This is a genomic window from Blastococcus saxobsidens, from assembly GCF_002938435.1.
Lineage (GTDB): Bacteria > Actinomycetota > Actinomycetes > Mycobacteriales > Geodermatophilaceae > Blastococcus > Blastococcus saxobsidens.
Window position 1 is genome coordinate 1 of sequence record NZ_POQT01000025.1, and the last position, 21,746, is coordinate 21,746.

The window sequence follows — 21,746 nt, forward strand, 5'->3', positions numbered from 1 at the left end:
GCCTCCTCTGGTGGCGGAGCGGTTCCTCGACAGCTCCACTCCACACCGGGAGGCCTTCGCCCATCTACAGCTCAGACACTGTGATCGCAGGTCCTCGACCAACGTGCCTGGGCATCACAGCTAGGGCGTGCCTCCCACCGGCGGTCCGGACGGGGTCCGGGCGTGCAGCTGCAGCTTGGCGAACAGGTCCTCGACCATCAGCCGGCAGTCGAGCTGGGTGTAGACGCGCATCGGCCGCGCACCGGGAGCGGGGGTGTACTGCCCGTCCGCGGAGATCCCCGGCGTCTCCCGGACGACGTGCCGGCTCGAGCTGGGATCCGGCTCGAACGCCGACTGCAGCGCGGTGAGCAGCACCAGCGGGTTGTCCCCGAGGATGTAGGTCTCGCCGAGGTCGAACCCATGCCGGAGGGCCTGCGTGCGAAGGCCGTCCAGCGCGGCGAACAGCCGGGCTCCCAGCGGCCCCTGCTCGGCCATCCGCAGCTGCAGCTCGGCGAAGGTGACCAGGGTCTGCCGGTAGGCGTCGCGCGGCACCTGCCAGATCGGGACGGCGGCGTCGCCGAACACGACGGATCCGGCCAGCACGTCGATGAGCAGGTTGTACTCGATCGGCATCGCGCCGGGCGGCGGCTCGGCCAGGCCGGCGTGCTCGGGGCCGCCGATCCAGACCAGCGTGAGCCGCTCGGCGATCCGCGGCTCGATCAGCCAGGCACTGGCGATCTCGGTGAGCCCGGCGCCCGCGCAGACGTACAGCGGGCTGTCGACGTCGGTGCGCATGGCCTCGGCCACCAGCGCCTCGGCGGCCGCGGACCGGATCGGCGTCGCGCGGTCGGCGAGGCCGACGTCGGAGCCGGCGAGGACCGGGACGTCGGTGCGGCCGGCCAGCGCCAGCACCTCGCGGGCGAGCTCGGCGGCGTTGTCGGCGGTGGTGTCGGAGGGGTCGAAGTGGTCGCCGGGCCGCAGGTGCGAGCCGATGACCAGCCGCAGGTCGACCGACGGGGAGAGCGCGTGGTGCGCCAGCTGGACGAGGCCGTCGGGGTCGCCGCTGAAGTCGTTGTCGACGACGACGCGGATCCGGGGTCGGCTCATCGGTCAGTTCTCCTCGGTGGGCAGGGACCGGGCGTAGTGGCGCACCTCGGCGCCTGGTCCCGGGCGCGGGTCGTCCCGGTCGTTCCCCGGCACCACGTCCTCCAGCACCACGGCGTCCTCGACGGTGGCCGCCGGCTTCGACAGCGCGGCCAGCTCCTCCTCGGAGTTGACCGCCTCGCCGCGGGCCACCATGCCGGCGAAGTCGGACAGCGGGATCTCCTTGAGGAACAGCGCCAGCAGCAGGGCGACCGCCAGGATCGGCACCAGGTACCAGAACACCGGGGCCAGGCTGCCGGCGTAGGCGTCGACGATCGCCGACTTCAGCGGGTCGCCGGCCGCCTGCACGGCGGTCGGCACCAGCGTGTCCGGCGAGGTGATGCCCGCCTGGGCCGCCTGCTCGGCGTTGCTGCCCAGGGCGCCGGTGAGGTTCTCGGCCAGCCGGCTGGTGAACAGCGTGCCGAAGACCGCGACGCCCAGGGTGGCGCCGACCTCGCGGAAGTAGTTGTTCGTCGAGGTGGCGGTGCCGATCTGGTCGGCGGGCACGGCGTTCTGCGCCGCGAGGACGACGTTCTGCATGATCAGCCCGAGCCCGGCGCCGAGCAGGAAGAACATCGCGCCGATGGTCCAGAGCGAGGAGGCACCGGTCAGCGACGTCATCCAGATCATCGCGGCCATGATCACCGCGACGCCGGCGACGGTGAAGATCTTGTACCGGCCGGTCCTGGCGATGTAGACCGCCGAGCTCTGGATCGTGACGATGATGCCGGCGGTCATCGGCAGCATGAGCAGCCCCGAGTTGGCCGCCGAGAGCCCGGAGGCCATCTGCAGGAACGTGGGCATGAAGGCGATCGCCGAGAACATGCCCAGGCCCACCGCCATGCCGAGCGCCGTGGCGACGACGAAGGTGGGGTTGCGGAACAGCGTCATCGGGATGATCGGCTCGGCCGCCCGCAGCTCGACGGCCACGAAGGCGACCGCGGAGACGACGAGCGCGGCGAGCAGCGCGAGCGCCTGCCACGAGCCCCAGCCGTCCCGGCCGCCGACGTCGGTGAAGAGGACCAGCGACGTCGTGGCGGCCGACAGGGTGACGATCCCGGCGACGTCGACCGGCGTCGTGCTGCGCTTGCGCGGGAGGGTCAGGGCGAACCAGCCGATGCCCAGGACCGCGATGCCGACCGGGACGTTGATCCAGAACGCCCACTCCCAGCCGAGCGACTCGTGGTCGGTGAAGAAGCCTCCGACCAGCGGGCCGACGATCGCCGCGAGACCGAACAGCGCACCGATCGGGCCCATGTACTTCGCCCGCTCACGGGCCGGGACGATGTCGGCGATGATCGCCTGCGACAGGATCATCAGCCCGCCGCCGCCGAGGCCCTGGATCCCGCGCCAGGCCACGAGCCAGCCGAAGCTCGGGGCCATCGCCGCACCGATGCTCGCGACGGTGAACAGGCCGATGGCGACCAGGAACAGCGTCCGGCGCCCCCACAGGTCGCCGAACTTGCCGTAGATCGGCATGACCAGCGTGGTGGCGAGCAGGTAGGCGGTCGTCATCCACGCCATGTGCGCGACGCCGCCGAGCTCGCCGACGATGGTGGGCATCGCCGTCGAGACGATGGTCTGGTCCAGTGCGGCCATGAGCATGCCGGCCAGCAGGGCGCCGAAGATCGTGTTGATCCGGCGCCGGGTGAGGACGATGGGGGCACTGCCGGAATCGCGGCCGGGACCGGTGGACTCCGCGGTGGGGGCGAGCAACTGCACTCCTCGAGGGCGTTTGACGCTGCGGCTGCAGCGCGGGACGTCCGGACGGCCCGGGGGGCCGTACGGGTGGTTCGTGCGGACGGCGGTGTCCGCCGGGGTCAGGTGGCCGCGCGGGGCGGGGCGGGCAGCCCGGCGGCGAGCGCGTCCCAGGCCTCGTCGACCAGGTCGGGCAGCGATGCGGTGAAGTCGGTGGCCACCCAGCGCTGCAGCGAGATGCGCATCGCACAGCCCTGCACCGCGGCCAGCAGGGTGGGGTAGACGTCGACGCCCACCCGGGTGCCGGTGCGCTCGGCGATGGCCTCGGCCAGGGCGAGCTCGGCCTCGCCGAACGCGGCGATCAGGCGCTGGACCAGCGACGGGTGCGCGTCGATGACGGTCATCCGCAGCGGCCAGAGCTCCTCCTCCTCCGCCATCTCCTGCGCCCGCGCCCGCTGGACGGCCCGCAGGGCCTGCACCGGCGACTCGGTCGCGGGCCGGGCGCTGAAGTCCGAGGACACCTGGAACGGCGTGGTCGGGTCGAGGCCGACGACGGCGTCGACCTTCGAGGGGAAGTAGTTGAAGAACGTCCGGGAGGAGACCTGGGCGCGCTCGGCGATGTCGTCCACCGACACCGCATCCAGCCCTCGCTCGGCGACGAGCTGGAGGGCGGCGAGGTGCAGCGCCTGCCGGGTCGCCAGCTTCTTGCGCTCGCGCAGGCCTTCGGTCACCGGTGCAGCATGGCGGAATGTTGCACGCTCTGCAAGTTTGCATCGAGTGCACGGCGCGTCGGTTCGGGGTGGCGTTACCGTGCCGGCATGACCTCCGCCCCCCGTACGGCAGCCCGCCTGCTCCTCGGCGCGGCCATGGTCGGGGCGGGCGTGCTGCACCTGACGGTCGCCCGGGACGAGTTCCGGGCCCAGGTTCCCGCCTGGTTCCCGCTCGACGAGGACCTCACCGTGCTGGGGTCGGGGGTCGCCGAGATCGCGCTGGGGGCGACCTTCCTCGCGTTGCCGCGGAGGCGACGGCTGGTCGGTGCGCTGCTGGCGGCGTTCTTCGTGGCGATCTTCCCCGGCAACGTCGCCCAGTACGCCGAGGGCGTCGACGCGTTCGGCCTCGACACCGACCGCGAGCGCCTGCTCCGGCTGTTCTTCCAGCCCGTGCTCGTGCTCTGGGCGCTGTACGGCGGCGGCTGGCTGCACCGCACCCGCGCGGCGGAGGTGCCTCCTGCCGTCGGCCGGGGACCCGGCCCGACGGGGCCCCGGTGAGCGCCGCGCCGGCGCAGGACCCCGGACCTCCCGTCCCCTCTGGCTCCGCGTGGCGGCGCGAGCGGCGAGCGGGAGGCGCCGGCCCTACTGACCGGTAGGCGGTGTGACCTGGGACCACGGGATAGGTTCGACCGGACACCGGGTCGTCGGCGCAGGGGAGTGGCACGTGGGCAGATCGGTTCTGGTGACCGGGGGCAACCGGGGGATCGGACTGGCCATCGCCCGCTCGTTCGCCGAGCTGGGTGACTCCGTGGCCGTCACCCACCGTGGCAGCGGTGCTCCTGACGGGCTGTTCGGCGTGCGGTGCGACGTCACCAGCACCGAGGACGTCGACCGCGCGTTCAGCGAGGTGGAGGAGCACCAGGGCCCGGTGGAGGTGCTCGTCAGCAACGCCGGCATCACCCGCGACGGGCTCCTGATGAGGATGAAGGAAGCGGACTTCACCGACGTCGTCGACGCCAACCTCACCGCCGCCTACCGGGTCGCCAAGCGCGCTACGGCGAAGATGGTGCGCGCGCGCACCGGGCGGATGGTCTTCGTCTCCTCGGTCGTGGGCCTGCTGGGCTCCGCGGGCCAGGCGAACTACGCGGCCAGCAAGTCGGGGCTGGTGGGCCTGGCGCGGTCGATCGCCCGCGAGCTGGGCAGCCGGAACATCACCGCGAACGTGGTCGCGCCGGGTTTCGTGACCACGGACATGACCGCGGAGCTGCCGGAGGCGCGGCAGAAGGAGATCCTGGGGCAGGTGCCGCTGGGCCGGTACGCCTCGGCGGAGGAGATCGCCGGCGTCGTGCGCTTCCTGGCGAGCGACGCGGCCGGCTACATCACCGGGGCGGTCGTCCCGGTCGACGGCGGACTGGGGATGGGTCACTGATGAGCGGCATTCTCGAGGGCAAGAAGGTCCTGATCACCGGCGTGCTGACCGAGGCGTCGATCGCCTTCGCCACGGCGCGCCTGGCCCAGGAGCAGGGCGCCACCGTCGTCCTCTCCAACTTCGGCCGCGCCCTGTCGCTGTGCCAGCGGATCGCCAAGCGGCTCCCGCAGGAGGCGGCGGTCGTCGAGCTCGACGTCACGGACACCGGGCACCTGTCGACGCTCGCCGACCGCCTGCGCGAGCAGGGCTTCGACCGCCTCGACGGCGTCGTCCACTCCATCGGGTTCGCTCCGCAGGAGGCGATGGGCGAGGGCTTCCCGGAGGTCGCCTGGGAGCACGCCGCGACCGCGTTCCAGGTGTCGTCCTGGTCCTACGCCTCGTTGACCCAGGCCTGCCGGCCGCTGCTGGCGAACCCGTCGTCGGTCGTCGGGCTGACCTTCGACGCCTCCGTCGCCTGGCCGGTCTACGGCTGGATGGGGGCGGCCAAGGCCGCCCTGGAGTCGGTCAGCCGCTACGTCGCCCGCGAGCTCGGGCCCGACGGCGTGCGGTCCAACATCGTCGCCGCCGGTCCGCTGCGCAGCATGGCCATGAAATCCATCCCCGGCAGCAAGCAGTTCGAGGAGGCCTGGGAGGGCCGCGCCCCGCTGGGCTGGTCGGTCACCGACACCGAGCCCGCCGGCAAGGCCGTGGTCGCCCTGCTGTCGGAGTGGTTCCCCGCCACCACCGGGGAGATCGTCCACGTCGACGGGGGCTTCCACGCCGTAGGCGTGTGAAAGTCATAGAGCCACGCCGTCGGCGTGCGAGTGCATCCGCCGACGCCCCGCAAGAAGAAAGAGCACACGTGCCCCGCGCCATCGTCGACATCACCCCTGCCGGTCAGCGTCCCGACGAGGACCCCTCGCTGGCCGTCCGCAACAACGGCGGCGCGCAGCCGTCGTCCGCTCCGGCCCCGGCCGGCCGCCGGGAGGCGCTGCTGCTGCTCTCCTTCGGCGGCCCCGAGGGCCACGACGACGTGATGCCGTTCCTGGAGAACGTCACCCGTGGTCGCGGCATCCCGCGGGAACGCCTGGAGGAGGTCGCCGAGCACTACCACCACTTCGGCGGCGTCAGCCCGATCAACGACCAGAACAAGGCGCTGATCGCCGCCCTCGAGGGCGGGCTCAGGGCAGCCGGCGTCGACCTGCCGGTCTACTGGGGCAACCGCAACTGGGCGCCCTACGTCGAGGACGTCTGGCAGCAGATGGCCGACGACGGCATCGAGCACGCCTACGTCCTGGCGACGTCGGCGTACGCGTCCTTCTCCGGGTGCCGGCAGTACCACGAGGACATCGCCCGCGCCCGCGCCGCCATGACCGGCGACGCCGCGGCGCCGGGTGGGCCGACGGCGGAGAAGCTGCCGCACTACTTCGATGCCGAGGGCTTCGTGCGGGCGAACGCCGACGCCTTGGCCGCCGCGCTCGCCGAGCTGCCCACCGACGTGCGCGACCCGGCCCGGCTCGTCGCGACGGCGCACAGCATCCCGGACTCCATGGCCGCCGTCGCCGGGCCCGAAGGCCACGCCTACGAGACCGAGCTGCAGGCCGCCGCGCGTCTCGTCGTCGACCTCGTGGCACCCGGCCGGGCCTTCGACCTGGTGTGGCAGAGCCGCAGCGGCCCGCCGTCGGTGCCGTGGCTGGAGCCGGACGTCAACGACCACCTCGAGGCGCTGGCCGGGGCCGGGGAGAAGGCCGTCGTCCTCTTCCCGGTCGGGTTCGTCAGCGACCACCTCGAGGTCATCTGGGACCTGGACAACGAGGCCAGGGAGACCGCCGAGAAGGTGGGCCTGGCCTTCGCCCGCGCGGCGACGGCCGGCACGCACCCGGAGTTCGTGCGGTCGCTGGTCGAGCTGCTGGTGGAGCGCCGGGCCGGGGGAGAGCCGCGGCTGGGCACCAACTGCCCGGCGTCGTGCTGCTTCACCCCGCCACGTCCGGCCCGGCCCACCGCCTGACCCGCGCTCCGGGAGCCGAACCCGTCCTCCGGCCGTCCTGCGGGACTCGCGGAGGGTGCGTCCGGCTCCCGGAGCAGGTGGCGGTACGGCCGGGTCAGCCCGTCCCGGCCGCCTGGTGCGTGGCGACCCCACCGGCCACGGTCCGGACCACCCGCGCCTCCAGCAGGGAGTCCACGCCCTCGGTGAACGGGTCGCGGTCGATCACCGTGAAGTCCGCCAACCGGCCGGGGGAGAGCGCGCCCCGTTCCTCCTCGGCGCAGCACGACCAGGCCGCGTCGTAGGTCGCGTGCTGCAGGGCGTCGGCCAGCGGCAGCGCGAAGGCCGGCACGTTCGCCGGGAGCGAGCGGTCCAGGGCGGACCTGCGGGTCGTCGCCACGTACAGGTTGGGCAGCGGCGAGTGCGGTGCCGTGGGGGCATCGGTGCCGAAGGCGAGCCGCGCGCCCGTCGCGGAGTACTCCGGCCAGGCATAGCCGCGCTCCACCCGCGAGTCGCCCAGCATCGCCCGCCAGTTGTCCTGCACGGCGGGGTCGGCGTGCACCGGCTGCATGGACGCCGTGACCCCCAGGCGACCCAGCCGCGGCACGTCGGCTGGGTCCACGTACTCCAGGTGCTCGATGCGGTGCCGCCGAGGGCGCGGGCCGTTCGTCGCCACCGCGTGCTCGAGGGCGTCGAGCGTGATCCGGGCCGCCTGGTCCCCGATGGCGTGCACGGCGATCTGCAGACCGGCGGCGTCGGCCGCGGCGACCGCCGGTGCCAGGGTGTCGAGGTCCCAGATCGGGCCCGGCAGCGCACCGTTGGCGTACGGCGCCGTCAGGGCGGCCGTGCAGCCGTCGATCACCCCGTCCACCACGAACTTGACGCCCGTCATGCGCAGCCACGGTGAGCGGTGCTCCCGGGCCAGCCGGGCCGCCGTCTCGACCTGCGCCAGGTGGGCCGCGGTGTCCCCGGCGCGCTCCATGAACCAGTGGCCCACGATCCGGACGGGCAGGTCGCCGGCGCGGTGGGCTCGGTCCATCGCGGCCAGGCCGAGCTCGTCCACCGCCATGTCCACGACCCCGGTGATCCCGGCCTCGGCGTACGCCGTGACGGCGGCGGACAGGTGGTGGTCGCGGTCGGCGTCGGTCCGCCGCGCGGCGAGGAACGGCCAGACGATGTCCTGCATGGCCGTCTCGTCGATGAAGCCGGTGGCCTCGCCGGTCCGGGGGTCGCGCGCGATGGTGCCCCCGACCGGGTCCGGGGTGTCGCGGCCGATCCCGAGCTCCTCGAGCGCGCGGCTGTTGACCCACACGGAGTGGTAGTCGTTGGCGTCCAGGTAGACCGGTCGGTCGGGGCAGACGGCGTCGAGCATCTCGCGCGTCGGCCGGCCCCCGGGCACCGCGGAGAAGAGCCACCCCGTCCCCAGGACCCGTGGCGCATCCGGGTGGGCCGTGGTCCAGTCGCGGATCCGGCGCTGGATCTCGCCCAGGTCGCGGGCGTCGCGCAGGTGCACCCGGGTGAGCGCGTCCCCGGTCATGAGCACGTGCGTGTGCGCGTCGACGAAGCCGGGGACCACCAGGCCGCCGTCGAGGTCCACGACGTCGGCACCGCTGCCGGCCACCTCGACCGCCTCGGCGGCGCTGCCGACGTGGACGAGCCGGTCCCCGCGGACGGCCAGCGCCTCCGCGGGAGGGGAGCCGGGACCGGTGAAGACGGCGGCGCCGCGGTACAGCGTCGTCCGGTCAGCGGGCCGCGGGTTCGACATATCCACCCTTTCCGGCAGGGATGACGACCAGGCGCGTCAACACGTAGTAGAGAACGCCGGCCACGAGGAAGGCCGGGAGTGTGGCGGTGGTGTAGCGGAAGAAGGCCGCCGACTCGAAGGTGAGGGGGTCGAGGATGAAGTAGTAGGTCAGGCCACCGGCCGCCACCGAGAGGAAGGCGACGGGGTTGAACCCGCCCCAGAAGCTGTAGCGGGAGACGCCCTCCGGCTCGTAGAGGCCGCGCACGTGCAGTGTCCGCCTCCGCAGCAGGTAGAAGTCGACGAAGTAGACGGCGCACAGGGGCGCCAGGATCAGCGACACCCACGCGAGGAACTTGAAGTAGTTGTCGTAGATCGTCCCCGGCCAGAAGACGACCACCGCGGCGGGCGCGAACAGCAGGGCCGACAGCACCGGCCAGGCCATCCGTCGGGTCGGTGCACCACCCGCGCGCCGGATGGCCAGGCTGCCGGAGTACGTCTGGCCGACCATGCTGGTCACGTTGGCGAATCCGACGAAGACCAGGGCGAGGACGCCCAGCACGGCCCCACCGAGCGGCACCATCCAGACCGTCGGGTCGGCATCAGCCAGGACGAGGGCGGCGAACGAGCCGACGACGCCGGCCACGACGCTGCACAGGAACAGCCCGATCATGTTGGGCCAGAAGGCCGCGCGCTGCGTGGTCGTCAGGCGGGCGAGGTTGCCCATGATCGTCCACCAGGAGAACCCGACGCCGAGGCTCAGCTCGACGGCGATCGCCCAGTCGAGGCCCGGGTCACCGAACGGCGCCAGCGGCTCGGCGGCGAGCAGCTCGGACCAGGAGCGCTCGGTGAAGATCGCGGCCAGCATGACGAGGATGACCACGATCAGCGCGGGAGCCACGAACTTGTTGACCCACTCGATGGACACCGGCCCCTTCACCAGCACGGCCCAGGAGATCAGGATCGCGAACAGCGCCGCGGTGATGACCATCGCGCCGTTCGGGCCGAAGTCCGTGCCCAGCGCGGAGTTGCTGACGTTCACGATGGCCCGGCCGAACATGATGGCGAGGATCGCGTTCCAGCCGGCCGCCGCGAGCGGGAACAGCACGAGGACGAGGGCCCGCGAGCCGTTGCTGCCGAAGACCGTGCGCAGGACGGTGTACTGCTCGACGCCGTACTTCGCCGACGGGATGCACACCGTCAGGGAGACCAGGACGACCCCGAGCAGGTTGCCGATGACGCTGGCGGCGATGGCCGTCTCGGCGCCCACGAACACGGCGAGGACGCCGCCGCTGAGGAAGGCCCAGGTGGCGATCGCCAGGCCGATGTTGACCGACGTGAACGACCAGAAGCCCCAGATGCGCTCGGAGGAGAGGGTGGGCAGGTCGCTGGTCCCGGCGTCACCGGTGGCTCCCGCGGCCGGCGCCGCCGCCGTGCTGCCCGTCAGCTCGCTCATGCCGGGTAGCTCCAGACGATCATCGCGACGATCGTGAGGACGCCGAGGACGGCCAGGACGACCAGGTCCCGCGCCGGCAGGTCCGCGCGGGCCGGGTCGTCGTAGGTCGGGTCCTCGATCACCGCTAGCCGCGCCTGCAGCTCTCGTTCGAAGTCGTCGGGCATCCTGCGTCCTCTCGAAGGGCGGAGCGGCTCCGGCACCGTTAACTAGCAGCGCTAGTTAGGCGGGGAGGTTAGCGTCACATCGGCCTCGGGGGAAGAGGCAGCAGGATGTCGGTGCGGGACGCGGCAGGGGAGGTGGACGTGGGACGGCGGTCGGAGCTCGCGCTGAGCCGCGAGGTCATCGCCCGGACGGCGCTGGCCATCCTGGACGAGGAGGGCGTGCGAGGACTGACCGTGCGAGGCATCGCCGGTCGCCTCGGCGTCCAGTCACCGTCGCTGTACAACCACGTGGCCTCCAAGGACGAGATCCTCGACGCGGTCACCGAGCTGATCGGCCGGGAGATCGACGTCAGCGGTCTCGACGACCCCGACTGGCGACGCGGGATGAGCGCCTTCGCCCGCAGCTACCGCCAGGCCTTCCGCGCCCACCCGGACGCTCTCGCCCTGATCGCTCGCCGCGCGGTCGAGACGCAGCCCGCACTCGCGACGTACGACGCCGCGCTCCGCGCCCTGCTCCGTGCCGGGTGGCCGTCGGCGGAGGCGCTGCAGCTGCTGGCGGCGATCGACTACCTGGTCCTCGGGTCGGTGCTGGTGCCGTTCACCGGCGGCTTCGTGCGCCGGCCGGCCGAGTACGCCGACGGCTACCCCTCGCTGGCGGCGGCCCTGGCCGGAGCCCCGGACCTGGCCGAGCTCGACGACAGCGGCTTCGAGCGCGGCCTGGCCGCCCTGCTGCGCGCGGGCCCCGCGGGCTGAGCGTCGTCGAGCGCGGTTCGTCGCTCAGTCGGTGCCGGCCTCCATCGCGGCGCGGTCGAGCAGCTCGTCGTGCTCGGAGACCGTGCCGCGGGACGCGATCGCCTCGGCGCCGCCGGCCTGGGAGGCGTCGATGAGGCCGGTGGACGCCGCCTGAGCGGCACCGATCGCGGCCTGGGTGGCGCCGCCGACCATGCCGATCCGCGCGTACAGCTCCAGCCGCGCGCGGGAGTCGGCGATGTCGAGGTTGCGCATGGTGAGCTGGCCGATCCGGTCGACCGGGCCGAACGCGGAGTCCTGCGTGCGCTCCATCGACAGCTTGTCCGGGTGGTAGCTGAACGCCGGGCCGGCGGTGTCGAGGATCGAGTAGTCCTCGCCGCGGCGCAGCCTGACGGTCACCTCGCCGGTGACCGCCATGCCCACCCAGCGCTGCAGCGACTCCCTGAGCATGAGCGCCTGGGGGTCCAGCCAGCGGCCCTCGTACATCAGCCGGCCCAGGCGGCGGCCCTCGCTGTGGTAGGACGCGAGGGTGTCCTCGTTGTGGATCGCGTTGACCAGCCGCTCGTAGGCGATGTGCAGCAGCGCCATGCCCGGCGCCTCGTAGATGCCGCGGCTCTTGGCCTCGATGATCCGGTTCTCGATCTGGTCGGACATGCCCAGGCCGTGCCGCCCGCCGATGGCGTTGGCCTCGTTCACCAGCTCGACGGCGGAATCGAACTCCCGGCCGTCGATGCTGACGGGCCGGCCCTGCGAGAAGCCGATGGTCACGTCCTCGGCGGCGATCTCCACCGACGGGTCCCAGAACCGCACGCCCATGATCGGGTCGACGGTCTCGATGCCGGTGTCGAGGTGCTCCAACGTCTTGGCCTCGTGGGTGGCGCCCCAGATGTTGGCGTCGGTGGAGTAGGCCTTCTCGGCGCTGTCGCGGTAGGGGAGGCCGTGGGCGACCAGCCACTCCGACATCTCCTTGCGCCCACCGAGCTCGGTGACGAAGTCGGCGTCCAGCCACGGCTTGTAGATGCGCAGTCCCGGGTTGGCCAGCAGGCCGTACCGGTAGAAGCGCTCGATGTCGTTGCCCTTGTAGGTGGACCCGTCACCCCAGATCTGGACGTCGTCCTCGAGCATCGCCCGCACCAGCAGCGTGCCGGTGACGGCCCGGCCCAGTGGCGTGGTGTTGAAGTAGCTGCGCCCACCGGAACGGATGTGGAAGGCGCCGCACGTCAGTGCGGCGAGGCCCTCCTCGACCAGCGCGGCCCGGCAGTCGACCAGCCGGGCGAGCTCCGCGCCGTAGGCGGTGGCGCGTCCGGGCACCGAGCCGATGTCCGGCTCGTCGTACTGCCCGATGTCAGCGGTGTAGGTGCAGGGCACCGCCCCCTTGTCGCGCATCCACGCGACCGCCACCGACGTGTCGAGACCGCCGGAGAACGCGATGCCGACGCGTTCGCCGACCGGGAGGGAAGTGAGCACCTTGGACACGAGCACAAGTATTCATGACGATGCATGACCATGCAGCACCGGGGTGCGACGCCTCAGCGGGGGACGGCGTTGTACGCCGCCGTCACCGCCTCCCGGACCGCGGTGCCCAGCGGCCGCAGGGCGGCGTCCCGCCGTGCCGCCTGCGCGTGGTTGACCGCTGCGCCCGGCGCGTCGGCCATCGCCAGGTCCAGGACGGCGGCCACGCGCAGCGCCCGGCCGAGGATCGCCAGCGCGGTCGGGTCGTGGTCGTCCGGGAGCCCGGGGGCCGGCCGTGGGCGGGCGAGTCCGGCCAGCAGCTCGGGCACCTCCGGGTGCCAGCGGGCCAGGTCCAGCTCGACCAGGGTGCGGGCGGCGTCGGTGATCGCCAGGTCCAGCGCTCCCGACGCCGCCCGCAGGGTCCCCTCGACCGGCGGCGGCGGGGGCGCGACGCCGTCGAGCGCGACCGCCGTCCACTGCAGCACCTCCGGGCCGAGCGGCTCGGGCACGAGGACCACCCGCTCGCCCACGGCGGCCTGCCCCGCCTCCAGGGCCACCGGCGCCAGCCCGGGGACCGCCGGAAGACCGCGGACGTCGCCGGGCGCGGGCAGCACGAGGCGCAGCCGGCCCTCACCGAGGCCGCGCAGCGCCGCCAGCGCCTCGCCCAGGGGAACGGCGCCGTCGGTGCCCGGCAGCCCGCTCACCCGGTGGGCGGTGTCGCCGGTGATGCCGTCCAGGGCGTCGTCGAAGGAGGCGCGTCCGGTGAGCCAGGCGGTGGCCCAGACCGCGAGCCGGCCGGCGGGGAAGTCGTGCACGGCAGCGAGGCTACGACCGCGCCCTGGGTGCTCGGGGATCTCCGTCACCGTTTCCGCAGGTCGGCGCGCTCCGGGTGAGACGAGGACCACCCGTCTGCCAGACTCCGCGCATGGCTGCCTGGCTGCTCTGGCTGATCGGTGCGGGTCTGCTCGCCGTCGGGGAGGTGCTGACCCTCGACCTGATGCTGCTCATGCTCGCCGGCGGTGCGCTGGGGGGCATGACCGTCGCCCTGCTGGGCGGGGCCGCGATCCTGCAGATCGTCACGTTCATCGTCGTCTCCGGGCTGCTGCTCGTGCTGGTCCGGCCCATCGCCACCAAGCACCTGACCAACCGGACGCCGCTGCAGCTCGACGGCGTCGACACGCTGGTCGGCCGCACGGCGAAGGTCACCCGGGACGTCGACGTGAACGGTGGCCGCATCCAGCTCGGCGCCGATGAGTGGACCGCCCGCAGCCAGCAGGGCGGGGAAACCTTCGCGGTCGGCACGACCGTCCGCATCCTGCAGGTCGACGGCGCGACGGCGGTCGTGGGCGACGCGCTGGAGTGAACGACGGGCGGGGGTGCTGACCGCGGCGGACCCGGCAGGGCAGGATCGGTCCCGACCCTCGAGGAAGGGAGCCTGCCGTGGAACCGGCGCTCATCGCACTGCTCGTCATCGCCGTCCTGGTGATCATCGTGATCGCCAAGAGCGTGACCATCGTTCCCCAGGCCCAGGCGAAGGTCGTGGAACGGCTGGGCCGCTACAGCCGCACGCTGTCGCCGGGCCTGTCGATCCTCGTCCCGTTCATCGACCGCGTGCGCGCGACGATCGACCTGCGCGAGCAGGTCATCTCCTTCCCGCCGCAGCCGGTGATCACCGCCGACAACCTGCAGGTGGGCATCGACACCGTCGTCTACTTCCAGGTGACCGACCCGCGGCTGGCCGTCTACGGCATCGCGAACTACATCACCGGCATGGAGCAGCTGACCACCACGACGCTGCGCAACGTCGTCGGCGGCCTGAACCTGGAGGGTGCGCTCACCGGCCGCGACGGGATCAACAGCCAGCTGCGCTCGGTGCTCGACGGCACCACCGGCCCCTGGGGGTTGCGGGTGGCCCGCGTGGAGATCAAGGCCATCGACCCGCCGCCGTCCATCCAGGACTCGATGGAGAAGCAGATGCGCGCCGACCGCGACAAGCGCGCCATCATCCTGACCGCCGAGGGCGCCCGGCAGTCGGCGATCACCACGGCCGAGGGTGAGAAGGCCGCGGCCATCCTCTCCGCGGAGGGCAAGAAGCAGGCGGCGATCCTCGAGGCGGAGGCGGAGCGGCAGAGCCGGATCCTGCGCGCCGAGGGTGAGCGCGCCGCGCTCTTCCTGCAGGCGCAGGGTCAGGCGAAGTCGATCGAGACCGTCTTCCAGGCGATCCACGACGGCAAGCCCGACCAGGGGCTGCTGGCCTACCAGTACCTGCAGACGCTGCCGCAGATCGCGCAGGGCGACGCCAACAAGATGTGGATCGTGCCCAGCGAGTTCAGCAAGGCGCTGGAAGGGCTGGCCAACCTCGGCGGGGCCGAGGGCGGCAAGTCCTGGATGGACGTCGAGCCCTCCGAGAACGGCCGGACGGGGCCCAGGGACGGCGGGCTGGACACCAGCAGCTGGTTCGAGTCGCAGCTCCCGCGGGCGGCCGACCAGCCGGAGGCCAAGATCGAGCTGTCGAGCATCACCGACACCGCACCGGCGGTCCCGAGCCCGCCGCCGCTCTCGCAGGTCAAGGAGGACGTCCTGGACAGCGGGCCGGCGGCCGATCCGCGCAACCGGTCCGGCAGCGATGACCCGGACGCCCCGGACGGCCCGCGGCAGCTGCCCGCGCAGTAGTGACCGCTGAACGGCGCTGGCCCAGAACCCTCGCGGTTCTGGGCCGGCTCCGTTCAACGGTCCTGCCGGGCCCTACCGCGAGCGTGCGAGCGGTGGGGGCAGGGAGGTCCTTCCTCAGTCCTTGAGCAGGCCCTCGCGCAGCTTGGCCAGCGTCTGGCTGAGCAGGCGGGAGACGTGCATCTGCGAGATGCCGATGTCGGCGGCGATCTGCGACTGGGTCATGTTGCCGAAGAACCGCAGGATGAGGATGCGGCGCTCGCGGGCCGGGATGGTGGCCAGCAGCGGCTGCAGCGACTCGCGGTACTCCACGCCCTCCAGCGCGGCGTCCTCCTCGCCCAGCGTCGCCGCCAGGGTGGGGGAGTCGTCCTCGCCCGAGAGCCGCTCGTCCAGCGAGCTGCTCCGGTAGGCGTTGGCCACGGCCAGGCCCTCGAGCACCTCCGCGCGGGGGATGCCCAGGTGCTCGGCCAGCTCCGACGGGGTCGGCGCGCGGCCGTTCTTCTGGGCCAGCTCACCGACGGCCGCGTTGAGCGACAGGTGCAGCTCCTGCAGCCGCCGCGGCACCCGCACCGACCAGCCCTGGTCGCGGAAGTGCCGCTTGATCTCGCCGGTGATGGTGGGCACGGCGAAGGACAGGAACTCCACGCCCCGGGTCGGGTCGAACCGGTCGATCGCGGCGATCAGGCCGAGCGTGCCCACCTGCAGCAGGTCGTCGAACGGCTCCCCGCGGTTGCTGAACCGGCGGGCGAAGTGCCGCACGAGGGGCAGGTGCTCCTCGACGAGGATCTCGCGCAGCCGCTCCCGCCGGGGGTCGTCCTTCTCCAGCGTCGCCAGCTCGGCGAACAGCGGCGCCGTGCGCTCGGCCCGCTTCCGGTTCTCCGACAGCGGCGGGGCGTCGGGCTCGACCACCGGTGCGGCCGGGGGCGGTACCAGGGGGACGTCGTCGCCGGCTGCTGCCGGCGACGACGGCCCGCCGCCCGCGGGGGCGTCGAGCGGCTCCTCCACCGAGTCGGTGGCAGCCGACCGGCTCACCGGGCCACCGAGAGGTTCTCGTCGGAGCCGCTGCCCACCTCGACCGGGTGCTGGCCGGGGAGGTACTTGGCCATGGAGATGACAGCGACCGGCGCGCCGCTGCCGTCGCCGGCCGGCACCTCGCCCTGCGTCGCGCGGCGGCCCTCGACGGAGTCGACGAGCGCGGCCAGCACCGCCCAGCCGAACCCGTCGGTGGGCACCTCGGTGCCGTCGGAGGTCGGCACCCAGGCGTCGATGTGCAGACCCGATCGGGTGGTCTCGAAGACGACGGTCAGCGGGGCGTCCCCGTCGGCGATCGTCGTCAGCGTCGCGCAGGCCTCGTCGACGGCCAGGCGGAGGTCCTCCACGGCATCGAGGTCGTAGTCCATGCGCATGGCCAGGTCACCGGCCATCGCGCGGACCGCGGGCAGCTGGGTCGCCGTGGTGGGCACGCGCAGCTCCAGTCGTTCCGGCCGTCGCCCGTCCTGCGCGAGGGTGCCCCTCGAGTCGACCATCCGTCGTCCGCTCCTTCGTTGCCGGCGCGCTCGGCTCTCGAGACGCGGCGGTGCTCCGTGTCGGGTGGCCCGGCCACCCGGGCCGGACCCGCCGTGGGCGAGCCCTGCCCAAGGAGGCTGGTTACCCGCCCCGCCCACCTCGGGAAACGTTGGCCGCACCACGGGGCCGACGACCCCGCTGCGCGGTTGCCGCGACCAGGAGCCTGCTGTTTCCTGGCCCGAGATGAGCACCGTTCCCGGCAGTCTGCCACCCGCCCCCGACGGCGCCCTGGACGAGGGTTCCGCCGTCCTCGTGCGTGCGCTGGAGTCGGCACCGCAGGCCATCTTCTGCCTGCAGGTGTCGTCACCGGAGCCCCTGTGGCTCAACGCCCGGGCCCGGGAGCTGCGGGGCGAGGGGCCGGCGCTGCCGGAGGTCGCGGGCCGGCCCCTGGGGGAGCTCGTCGAGACCGCGGTGCGCAGCGGCCGTGCCGAGACGTTGTTCGGCGCCCTCGGCCGCGGCGGCCCGACGACGGCGGCCACCGCGCGCCCGATGACGGTGGGCGGGGAACCCGGGGCGATCGTGGTCGTCGAGGTGGTCGGCGCCGAGGGCGCCGACGACCTGCACCGCGCCCAGCTGGCCCTGCTGCCGGCCTCGCTGCCGATGCTGCCGGACCTGCGGCTGTCGGGCAGTTACCACCGGGCCACGGACGGCTCGGTGGCGGGCGGCGACTGGTACGACGCCGTCCCGCTGGGCAAGGGGCGGCTCGCGCTGGTCGTCGGCGACGCCGTCGGGCACGGCGTGGCGGCGGCCGGCGCCATGAGCCGGCTGCGCGGGGCCATGCGCTCCACGCTGCTGCGGGAGAGCGAGCCCGCGGCCGTGCTCGCCACCCTCGACGCCTTCGCCGCCGAGATGGACGACGTGGAGGGCACGTCGGTCTTCTTCGGCGTGCTGGACGCCGCGACCGGGCGGCTGGTGTACAGCGCTGCCGGGCACCCCGCACCGCTCGTCGTCCGTGCCGACGGGAGCACCGCCTGGCTGCAGGTCACCCCGCGGCCGCCCCTGGGCAGCCTGCCCGGTGCGCCCGCCCCCGTGCACGAGGACGTGCTGCCCGCGGGCGGCACCCTGGTCCTGTTCTCCAACGGGGCGGTCGTCGGTGCCGACGAGGCGCCGTCGGCGTCGCTGGAGCGGCTGGAGGAGGTCTCGCGCTCGGTCCTGGCCGACCCCGCCGGCTCCGACCAGGGGAGCGCCCTCGCCGACGCCGTCGCCGAGGGCGTGCGCCGTCCGCACGGCTGGCTGGACGACGTCGCCGTCCTCGTCGCGCACCGCCGGGCCAGGACCCAGGAGGCGCTGCGGCTGGACCTCACCGCGGTGCCCCAGGCGCTCCCCGGGGTGCGGCGGCGGCTCAACGCCTGGCTGACCGAGCTGGGCATGGGGGAGCAGGACCGCGTCGGCGTCATGGTCGCCGTCGGCGAGGCCTGCGCCAACGCGGCCGAGCACGCCTACCGGGGGACCGAACCCGGGCCGATGTCGGTGACCGCGCAGGTGGACGTCGACGGCGTCCTCACCGTCGCCGTCCACGACCAGGGCACCTGGCGGCCGCCGGACCGCGACCCGGGTGATCGCGGACGGGGCCTGCTCATCATGCGCCAGCTGGTGGACGGCGTGACGCTCCTGGAGGACCACGGCACGACCGTCACGCTCAGCTTCCGGCTCCGGGCGACACCCGACGCCGACCTGGACGCGCCGCGGTCGACCGAGAACGTCGACGTGGTCGTCGACCGGGAGGGTGACCGCCCGGTCGTCCGGGCACGGGGCGCGGTCGACGGGTTGTGCGCCGAGCAGCTGCGGATCCGGCTGCTGGAGGCCAGCCACGGCGGGGCAGCGCCCATGGAGCTGGACCTGGCGGAGGTCAGCCTCTTCAGCAGCGCAGCCGTCCGGGTGGTCCTGGCGATGGCGCGCATCGCCCGGGACGAGAACTGGCGGCTGGTGGTCCACGCGCCCGAGGGGGGCGTGACCCGGCACGTGCTGGAGATCAGCGGGCTCGACGGGCTGGTGGACCTGCGCTGAGGTGTCACCGGGTGCCGCCGAGCGTTTGCGGAACACCCCTGGTGCCCATCCAAGGGCGGTGAGACTGCGGCGGAGCGACGTGCACGGCCCCGGCTACGGGCGGCGGCGGGCCGGACGGGGCTTCGCCTACTACGACCTCGACGGCTCGCTCATCAGGGACGAGCGGCTCGACCGGATCCGGGCGCTCGCCATCCCGCCGGCGTGGAAGGACGTCTGGATCTGCCCCTGGCCGAACGGCCACATCCAGGCCACGGGCGTCGACGCCGCCGGTCGCCGGCAGTACCGCTACCACGACCAGTGGCGGGCACGCCGGGACGCCGAGAAGCACGAGCGCGTGCTGGAGATCGCCCGGCAGCTGCCCGACGTGCGCGACGCGGTCAAGGCCGGGCTGCGGACCCGCGGGCTGAACCGGGACCGGGTGCTCGCCACCGCCATCCGGTTGCTCGACCTCGGTGCTTTCCGCGTCGGCAGCGAGCAGTACGAGGAGGAGAACGGCACGTACGGCCTGGCCACGCTGAAGCGCTCGCACGTCTCGGTGCGCGGCGAGCGGACGTTCTACTCCTACACCGCGAAGGGTGGCATCGAGCGCGAGGTGGAGATCACCGACCGGCCGACGGCGACCGTCGTCCGGCAGCTGCTCGAGCGGCCCGCGGACACCGGCGAGGACCTGCTGGCCTACCAGACCGACGACGGCGAGTGGCGGGACGTGACCAGCACCGAGATCAACGCCTACCTCAAGGAGATCAGCGGGGCGGAGATCTCGGCGAAGGACTTCCGCACCTGGACGGCGACCGTGCTCATGGCCGCCGCGCTGGCCGAGGCGCCCCCGCCGGCGTCGAGGACGGCACGGAAGAGGGTCGTCAGCGCCGCCTACAAGCAGGTGAGCGAGCAGCTCGGCAACACGCCGGCGGTCTGCAAGGCCAGCTACGTCGACCCGCGCGTGGTGGACCGGTTCGAGCACGGGGAGACGGTGGCGCACGTGCTGCGCGACGCCGACGAGGCCGACGCCGACCGGGACACGCAGAAGGTGCTGGAGTCGGCCGTCTGCCGGCTCCTGTCGGCCTGAACGACGACGAAGGCCCCGCCGGGTGACCGGCGAGGCCTTCTGCGTCAGCGACCCCGGAACGGGGCCCGTCCTCAGCGGGCGGGGCTGTCGGCGATCGTGAAGAGATCGATCAGGCCGGTGACCTCCAGCGGCCGGGTGACGGCGCGGGTCGTGGCGATCAGGCGCAGCGCCACCTCGCGGCTGCGGGCGGACTTCTGCGTCTCCACCAGCACGGCGAGGCCGGCCGAGCCCAGGAACTGGACACCGGACAGGTCGATCACGAGCTCGCTCGGCTGCTGCTCGAGCTGGCTGTCGAGCGTCGAACGGAGCACCGGCGCGGTGAAGGTGTCCACCTCGCCGACGACCGTGACCGTGACCGCGCCGTTCTCGCCGGTGGAGGTCGAGAGAGTGATCACGTCGTCGAAGGGTGCCTCAGTGTTCTCGGTCGACACGTCGGGCTGCCCCTCGGCGGGCAAGTCGGAAGTGGTCACGGACAGTGGCTCCTCTCGGCGGCACCCGGACGGCGGGCCGCCCGGTCAATCTACCGCTGGTGCGCTCCGGGGGTTGAGCCCCCGGTGCGCGGGTGGTCGAACGTGTCGCGCGCCGGACCTACCGGTCCAGCACGGTGCGGCTGCCTGCTGAACCGCTGACCCAACGTAGACAACCTCCCGCGCGCGCGCCAACCCGCCCCCCGGACGCCACCCCGGCGGGGGTGTCGTGGGGAGCGGGTCGGTGGCCTGTCCGGCGGTCAGCCGTCGGTGATGTGGACAGCGCTCTCCTCGGGGCCCTCGCCGCCGACCGGCAGGTCGGCGGTGGCCTCGACGTCGTCGGACGTGCGGTTGGTGCCGGAGTCGCTGACCGGGGTGGTGGAGGTGTCCTGCTCCAGCTGGGCGTCGGCCCGCTGCGGGTCCTCCGCCGGCCGGACGTCCGGCGTGTCGTCGGGGAGCTCGCGCTCGAGGCGCCCGGTCAGCGACTCGCCCTCGGACTGCTCGAAGGCGGTCGTGCCGAAGTCGGTGCTGGCGCCGGGCCGCTCGTTGGGCAGGGCCTCGAACTGCGGGTCCTCGGCGCGTTCCATGGTGGGCGAGTCGTCCTGCGCGGTCTCCGGGATGCCCTCGTCCTCGGGGAAGACGTCGCGCGCGGTCTGGCCTTCGGGCTGCGTCATGCGGTGCCTCTCGTCTCTGCGCGTCGTGCGCGTGTGCCGCTCGTGGCGTCCCTTCCGGGGCGCCGGAGCCGGTCGGGGGGACCGGCGTCGGACCACCGCCCTACCCGGGTGCCGCGCTGCCATGCGCCGGTGTGGGTCGCCGCACCCCGGCGTCGCGGCATGGCCGGGCGCTGCGCGGGTAGCGGGGGGCCATGGCGATCGCAGACGAGGTGCAGCGCGTCGGGGCACCCCTCTTCCGGTGGGCTCGGACCCAGAAGCGCGAGTACACGAACGGCGAGGCGCGGCCGCTGGGCAGCGACCTGGGTGCCATGGGGGTGTACTCCAGCCTGGTGGCCGCGGGTGCCGTCGCGGTGCGCGCGTCGGGACGGCAGCTGCCCGAGCGCATCCCGTTCGGCGACGCCGCGCTGCTCACGATCGCCACGTTCCGGTTGGCCCGGCGGCTGGCGAAGGACCCGGTGACCGCGCCCCTGCGGGCGCCGTTCACCTCGTTCCAGGGGCCCTCCGGGCACGCCGAGGTGGCCGAGGAGGTCCGCGAGCACGGCGGCGTCAAGCACGCCGTCGGGGAGCTGCTCACCTGCCCGTTCTGCCTGGCCCAGTGGGTCGGCACCGCGTTCGTCTTCGGCTACGTCTCCGCGCCGCGGGCGACCCGGCTGGCGGCGCTCACGATGACGACGGTGGCGGGCTCCGACGTCCTGCAGTTCGTGTACGACGCGATCCAGAACGGCGCCCTGGTGCCGGCGGAGCCCGCGGAGGACGAGGCGGGCGTGCAGACCTGAGCGCGGGCGCTGTCCTCCCTCGGGGGGACGGGGCGCGT

The 21,746-nt window shown here is 73.4% G+C and carries 22 protein-coding genes; 10 read left to right on the plus strand and 12 right to left on the minus strand.

Annotated features, from left to right (window positions below; all coding sequences use genetic code 11):
• Positions 1-120: 120 nt before the first annotated feature.
• The 3 genes from C5507_RS14745 to C5507_RS14755 all read right to left on the minus strand — a co-directional run bounded on the left by C5507_RS14745 (position 121) and on the right by C5507_RS14755 (position 3,551).
• Positions 121-1,086 carry a nucleoside hydrolase gene (locus C5507_RS14745; RefSeq protein WP_104529279.1) on the minus strand — a complete coding sequence of 322 codons (966 nt, stop codon included), beginning with the start codon at positions 1,084-1,086 and terminating at the stop codon, positions 121-123.
• Between the two features lie 3 nt (positions 1,087-1,089).
• A complete protein-coding gene (locus C5507_RS14750) occupies positions 1,090-2,838 on the minus strand; it encodes an MDR family MFS transporter (RefSeq protein WP_104529280.1) in 1,749 nt (582 codons plus the stop codon).
• Positions 2,839-2,942: 104 nt separating this feature from the next.
• Entirely contained in the window at positions 2,943-3,551 is a 609-nt protein-coding gene (locus tag C5507_RS14755) for an acyl-CoA-like ligand-binding transcription factor (protein WP_158657615.1), read from the minus strand.
• An 87-nt stretch (positions 3,552-3,638) separates the two neighbouring features.
• On the opposite strand from C5507_RS14755, the gene C5507_RS14760 reads away from it, so the two are divergent.
• The 4 genes from C5507_RS14760 to C5507_RS14775 all read left to right on the plus strand — a co-directional run bounded on the left by C5507_RS14760 (position 3,639) and on the right by C5507_RS14775 (position 6,946).
• Positions 3,639-4,088 (plus strand): DoxX family protein, encoded by a 450-nt coding sequence (locus tag C5507_RS14760; protein ID WP_104529282.1) that lies wholly within the window; start codon positions 3,639-3,641, stop codon positions 4,086-4,088.
• 166 nt (positions 4,089-4,254) lie between these two features.
• Positions 4,255-4,959, plus strand: coding sequence for a 3-oxoacyl-ACP reductase FabG (gene fabG / locus C5507_RS14765; protein WP_104529283.1), 705 nt, complete (start codon positions 4,255-4,257; stop codon positions 4,957-4,959).
• Entirely contained in the window at positions 4,959-5,732 is a 774-nt protein-coding gene (gene fabI, locus C5507_RS14770) for an enoyl-ACP reductase FabI (RefSeq protein WP_165400445.1), read from the plus strand. Before fabG ends, fabI begins: the two co-directional genes overlap by 1 nt.
• 68 nt (positions 5,733-5,800) lie before the next feature.
• Positions 5,801-6,946, plus strand: coding sequence for a ferrochelatase (locus C5507_RS14775; RefSeq protein WP_104529284.1), 1,146 nt, complete (start codon positions 5,801-5,803; stop codon positions 6,944-6,946).
• Between the two features lie 94 nt (positions 6,947-7,040).
• On the opposite strand, the gene C5507_RS14780 is transcribed toward C5507_RS14775, so the two are convergent.
• Genes C5507_RS14780 through C5507_RS22705 form a run of 3 tightly spaced genes read right to left on the minus strand, consistent with a single transcriptional unit; the run spans position 7,041 to position 10,283 of the window.
• Complete coding sequence (locus C5507_RS14780) at positions 7,041-8,687, minus strand: amidohydrolase (protein ID WP_104529285.1); 1,647 nt, start codon at positions 8,685-8,687, stop codon at positions 7,041-7,043.
• Positions 8,665-10,119: a purine-cytosine permease family protein gene (locus tag C5507_RS14785; protein WP_104529286.1), complete on the minus strand. Its 1,455-nt coding sequence runs from the start codon at positions 10,117-10,119 to the stop codon at positions 8,665-8,667. The genes C5507_RS14780 and C5507_RS14785 overlap by 23 nt, the downstream gene beginning before the upstream one ends.
• Positions 10,116-10,283 (minus strand): hypothetical protein, encoded by a 168-nt coding sequence (locus C5507_RS22705; RefSeq protein WP_165400444.1) that lies wholly within the window; start codon positions 10,281-10,283, stop codon positions 10,116-10,118. Before C5507_RS22705 ends, C5507_RS14785 begins: the two co-directional genes overlap by 4 nt.
• 138 nt (positions 10,284-10,421) lie before the next feature.
• On the opposite strand from C5507_RS22705, the gene C5507_RS14790 reads away from it, so the two are divergent.
• Positions 10,422-11,033 (plus strand): TetR/AcrR family transcriptional regulator C-terminal domain-containing protein, encoded by a 612-nt coding sequence (locus C5507_RS14790; protein WP_104529336.1) that lies wholly within the window; start codon positions 10,422-10,424, stop codon positions 11,031-11,033.
• Positions 11,034-11,057: 24 nt separating this feature from the next.
• Here the strand turns inward: C5507_RS14790 and argG are convergent, their stop codons facing one another.
• Together argG and C5507_RS14800 are read right to left on the minus strand one after the other, a co-directional pair.
• Positions 11,058-12,506 carry an argininosuccinate synthase gene (argG, locus tag C5507_RS14795; protein ID WP_104529337.1) on the minus strand — a complete coding sequence of 483 codons (1,449 nt, stop codon included), beginning with the start codon at positions 12,504-12,506 and terminating at the stop codon, positions 11,058-11,060.
• A gap of 53 nt (positions 12,507-12,559) precedes the next feature.
• Positions 12,560-13,297 (minus strand): hypothetical protein, encoded by a 738-nt coding sequence (locus C5507_RS14800; RefSeq protein WP_104529287.1) that lies wholly within the window; start codon positions 13,295-13,297, stop codon positions 12,560-12,562.
• 110 nt (positions 13,298-13,407) lie between these two features.
• Here C5507_RS14800 and C5507_RS14805 point away from each other — a divergent pair, with 110 nt between their 5' ends.
• Together C5507_RS14805 and C5507_RS14810 are read left to right on the plus strand one after the other, a co-directional pair.
• Positions 13,408-13,845, plus strand: coding sequence for an NfeD family protein (locus tag C5507_RS14805; RefSeq protein WP_104529288.1), 438 nt, complete (start codon positions 13,408-13,410; stop codon positions 13,843-13,845).
• Between the two features lie 77 nt (positions 13,846-13,922).
• Positions 13,923-15,155, plus strand: a complete 1,233-nt coding sequence (locus C5507_RS14810; protein WP_242611054.1) for an SPFH domain-containing protein — start codon at positions 13,923-13,925, stop codon at positions 15,153-15,155.
• Between the two features lie 114 nt (positions 15,156-15,269).
• On the opposite strand, the gene C5507_RS14815 is transcribed toward C5507_RS14810, so the two are convergent.
• The gene (locus C5507_RS14815; RefSeq protein ID WP_104529289.1) at positions 15,270-16,184 is read right to left on the minus strand and encodes an RNA polymerase sigma factor SigF; all 915 of its coding nucleotides are present in this window, start codon (positions 16,182-16,184) and stop codon (positions 15,270-15,272) included.
• The gene (locus C5507_RS14820; protein ID WP_104529290.1) at positions 16,181-16,678 is read right to left on the minus strand and encodes an ATP-binding protein; all 498 of its coding nucleotides are present in this window, start codon (positions 16,676-16,678) and stop codon (positions 16,181-16,183) included. The genes C5507_RS14815 and C5507_RS14820 overlap by 4 nt, the downstream gene beginning before the upstream one ends.
• 223 nt (positions 16,679-16,901) lie before the next feature.
• Here C5507_RS14820 and C5507_RS14825 point away from each other — a divergent pair, with 223 nt between their 5' ends.
• Both C5507_RS14825 and C5507_RS14830 read left to right on the plus strand, forming a co-directional pair.
• The gene (locus tag C5507_RS14825; RefSeq protein WP_104529291.1) at positions 16,902-18,725 is read left to right on the plus strand and encodes a SpoIIE family protein phosphatase; all 1,824 of its coding nucleotides are present in this window, start codon (positions 16,902-16,904) and stop codon (positions 18,723-18,725) included.
• A 58-nt stretch (positions 18,726-18,783) separates the two neighbouring features.
• Positions 18,784-19,791, plus strand: a complete 1,008-nt coding sequence (locus tag C5507_RS14830; RefSeq protein ID WP_242611053.1) for a DNA topoisomerase IB — start codon at positions 18,784-18,786, stop codon at positions 19,789-19,791.
• A gap of 71 nt (positions 19,792-19,862) precedes the next feature.
• Here the strand turns inward: C5507_RS14830 and C5507_RS14835 are convergent, their stop codons facing one another.
• Positions 19,863-20,261, minus strand: a complete 399-nt coding sequence (locus tag C5507_RS14835; protein ID WP_104529293.1) for an STAS domain-containing protein — start codon at positions 20,259-20,261, stop codon at positions 19,863-19,865.
• A 257-nt stretch (positions 20,262-20,518) separates the two neighbouring features.
• Positions 20,519-20,932 (minus strand): hypothetical protein, encoded by a 414-nt coding sequence (locus C5507_RS14840; protein ID WP_104529294.1) that lies wholly within the window; start codon positions 20,930-20,932, stop codon positions 20,519-20,521.
• A 191-nt stretch (positions 20,933-21,123) separates the two neighbouring features.
• On the opposite strand from C5507_RS14840, the gene C5507_RS14845 reads away from it, so the two are divergent.
• On the plus strand, positions 21,124-21,708 hold the full coding sequence (locus C5507_RS14845; protein WP_104529295.1) for a DUF1360 domain-containing protein: 585 nt from the start codon (positions 21,124-21,126) through the stop codon (positions 21,706-21,708).
• Positions 21,709-21,746: the final 38 nt, after the last annotated feature.

Coding starts and splice junctions, on each gene's coding strand:
- fabI (WP_165400445.1), top strand. CDS start 4,959: ATGAGCGGCATTCTCGAGGGCAAGAAGGTCCTGATCACCGGCGTGCTG.
- C5507_RS14820 (WP_104529290.1), bottom strand. CDS start 16,678: ATGGTCGACTCGAGGGGCACCCTCGCGCAGGACGGGCGACGGCCGGAA.
- C5507_RS14805 (WP_104529288.1), top strand. CDS start 13,408: ATGGCTGCCTGGCTGCTCTGGCTGATCGGTGCGGGTCTGCTCGCCGTC.
- C5507_RS14845 (WP_104529295.1), top strand. CDS start 21,124: ATGGCGATCGCAGACGAGGTGCAGCGCGTCGGGGCACCCCTCTTCCGG.
- C5507_RS14745 (WP_104529279.1), bottom strand. CDS start 1,086: ATGAGCCGACCCCGGATCCGCGTCGTCGTCGACAACGACTTCAGCGGC.
- C5507_RS14825 (WP_104529291.1), top strand. CDS start 16,902: ATGAGCACCGTTCCCGGCAGTCTGCCACCCGCCCCCGACGGCGCCCTG.
- C5507_RS14840 (WP_104529294.1), bottom strand. CDS start 20,932: ATGACGCAGCCCGAAGGCCAGACCGCGCGCGACGTCTTCCCCGAGGAC.
- C5507_RS14785 (WP_104529286.1), bottom strand. CDS start 10,119: ATGAGCGAGCTGACGGGCAGCACGGCGGCGGCGCCGGCCGCGGGAGCC.
- C5507_RS22705 (WP_165400444.1), bottom strand. CDS start 10,283: ATGCCCGACGACTTCGAACGAGAGCTGCAGGCGCGGCTAGCGGTGATC.
- C5507_RS14760 (WP_104529282.1), top strand. CDS start 3,639: ATGACCTCCGCCCCCCGTACGGCAGCCCGCCTGCTCCTCGGCGCGGCC.
- C5507_RS14780 (WP_104529285.1), bottom strand. CDS start 8,687: ATGTCGAACCCGCGGCCCGCTGACCGGACGACGCTGTACCGCGGCGCC.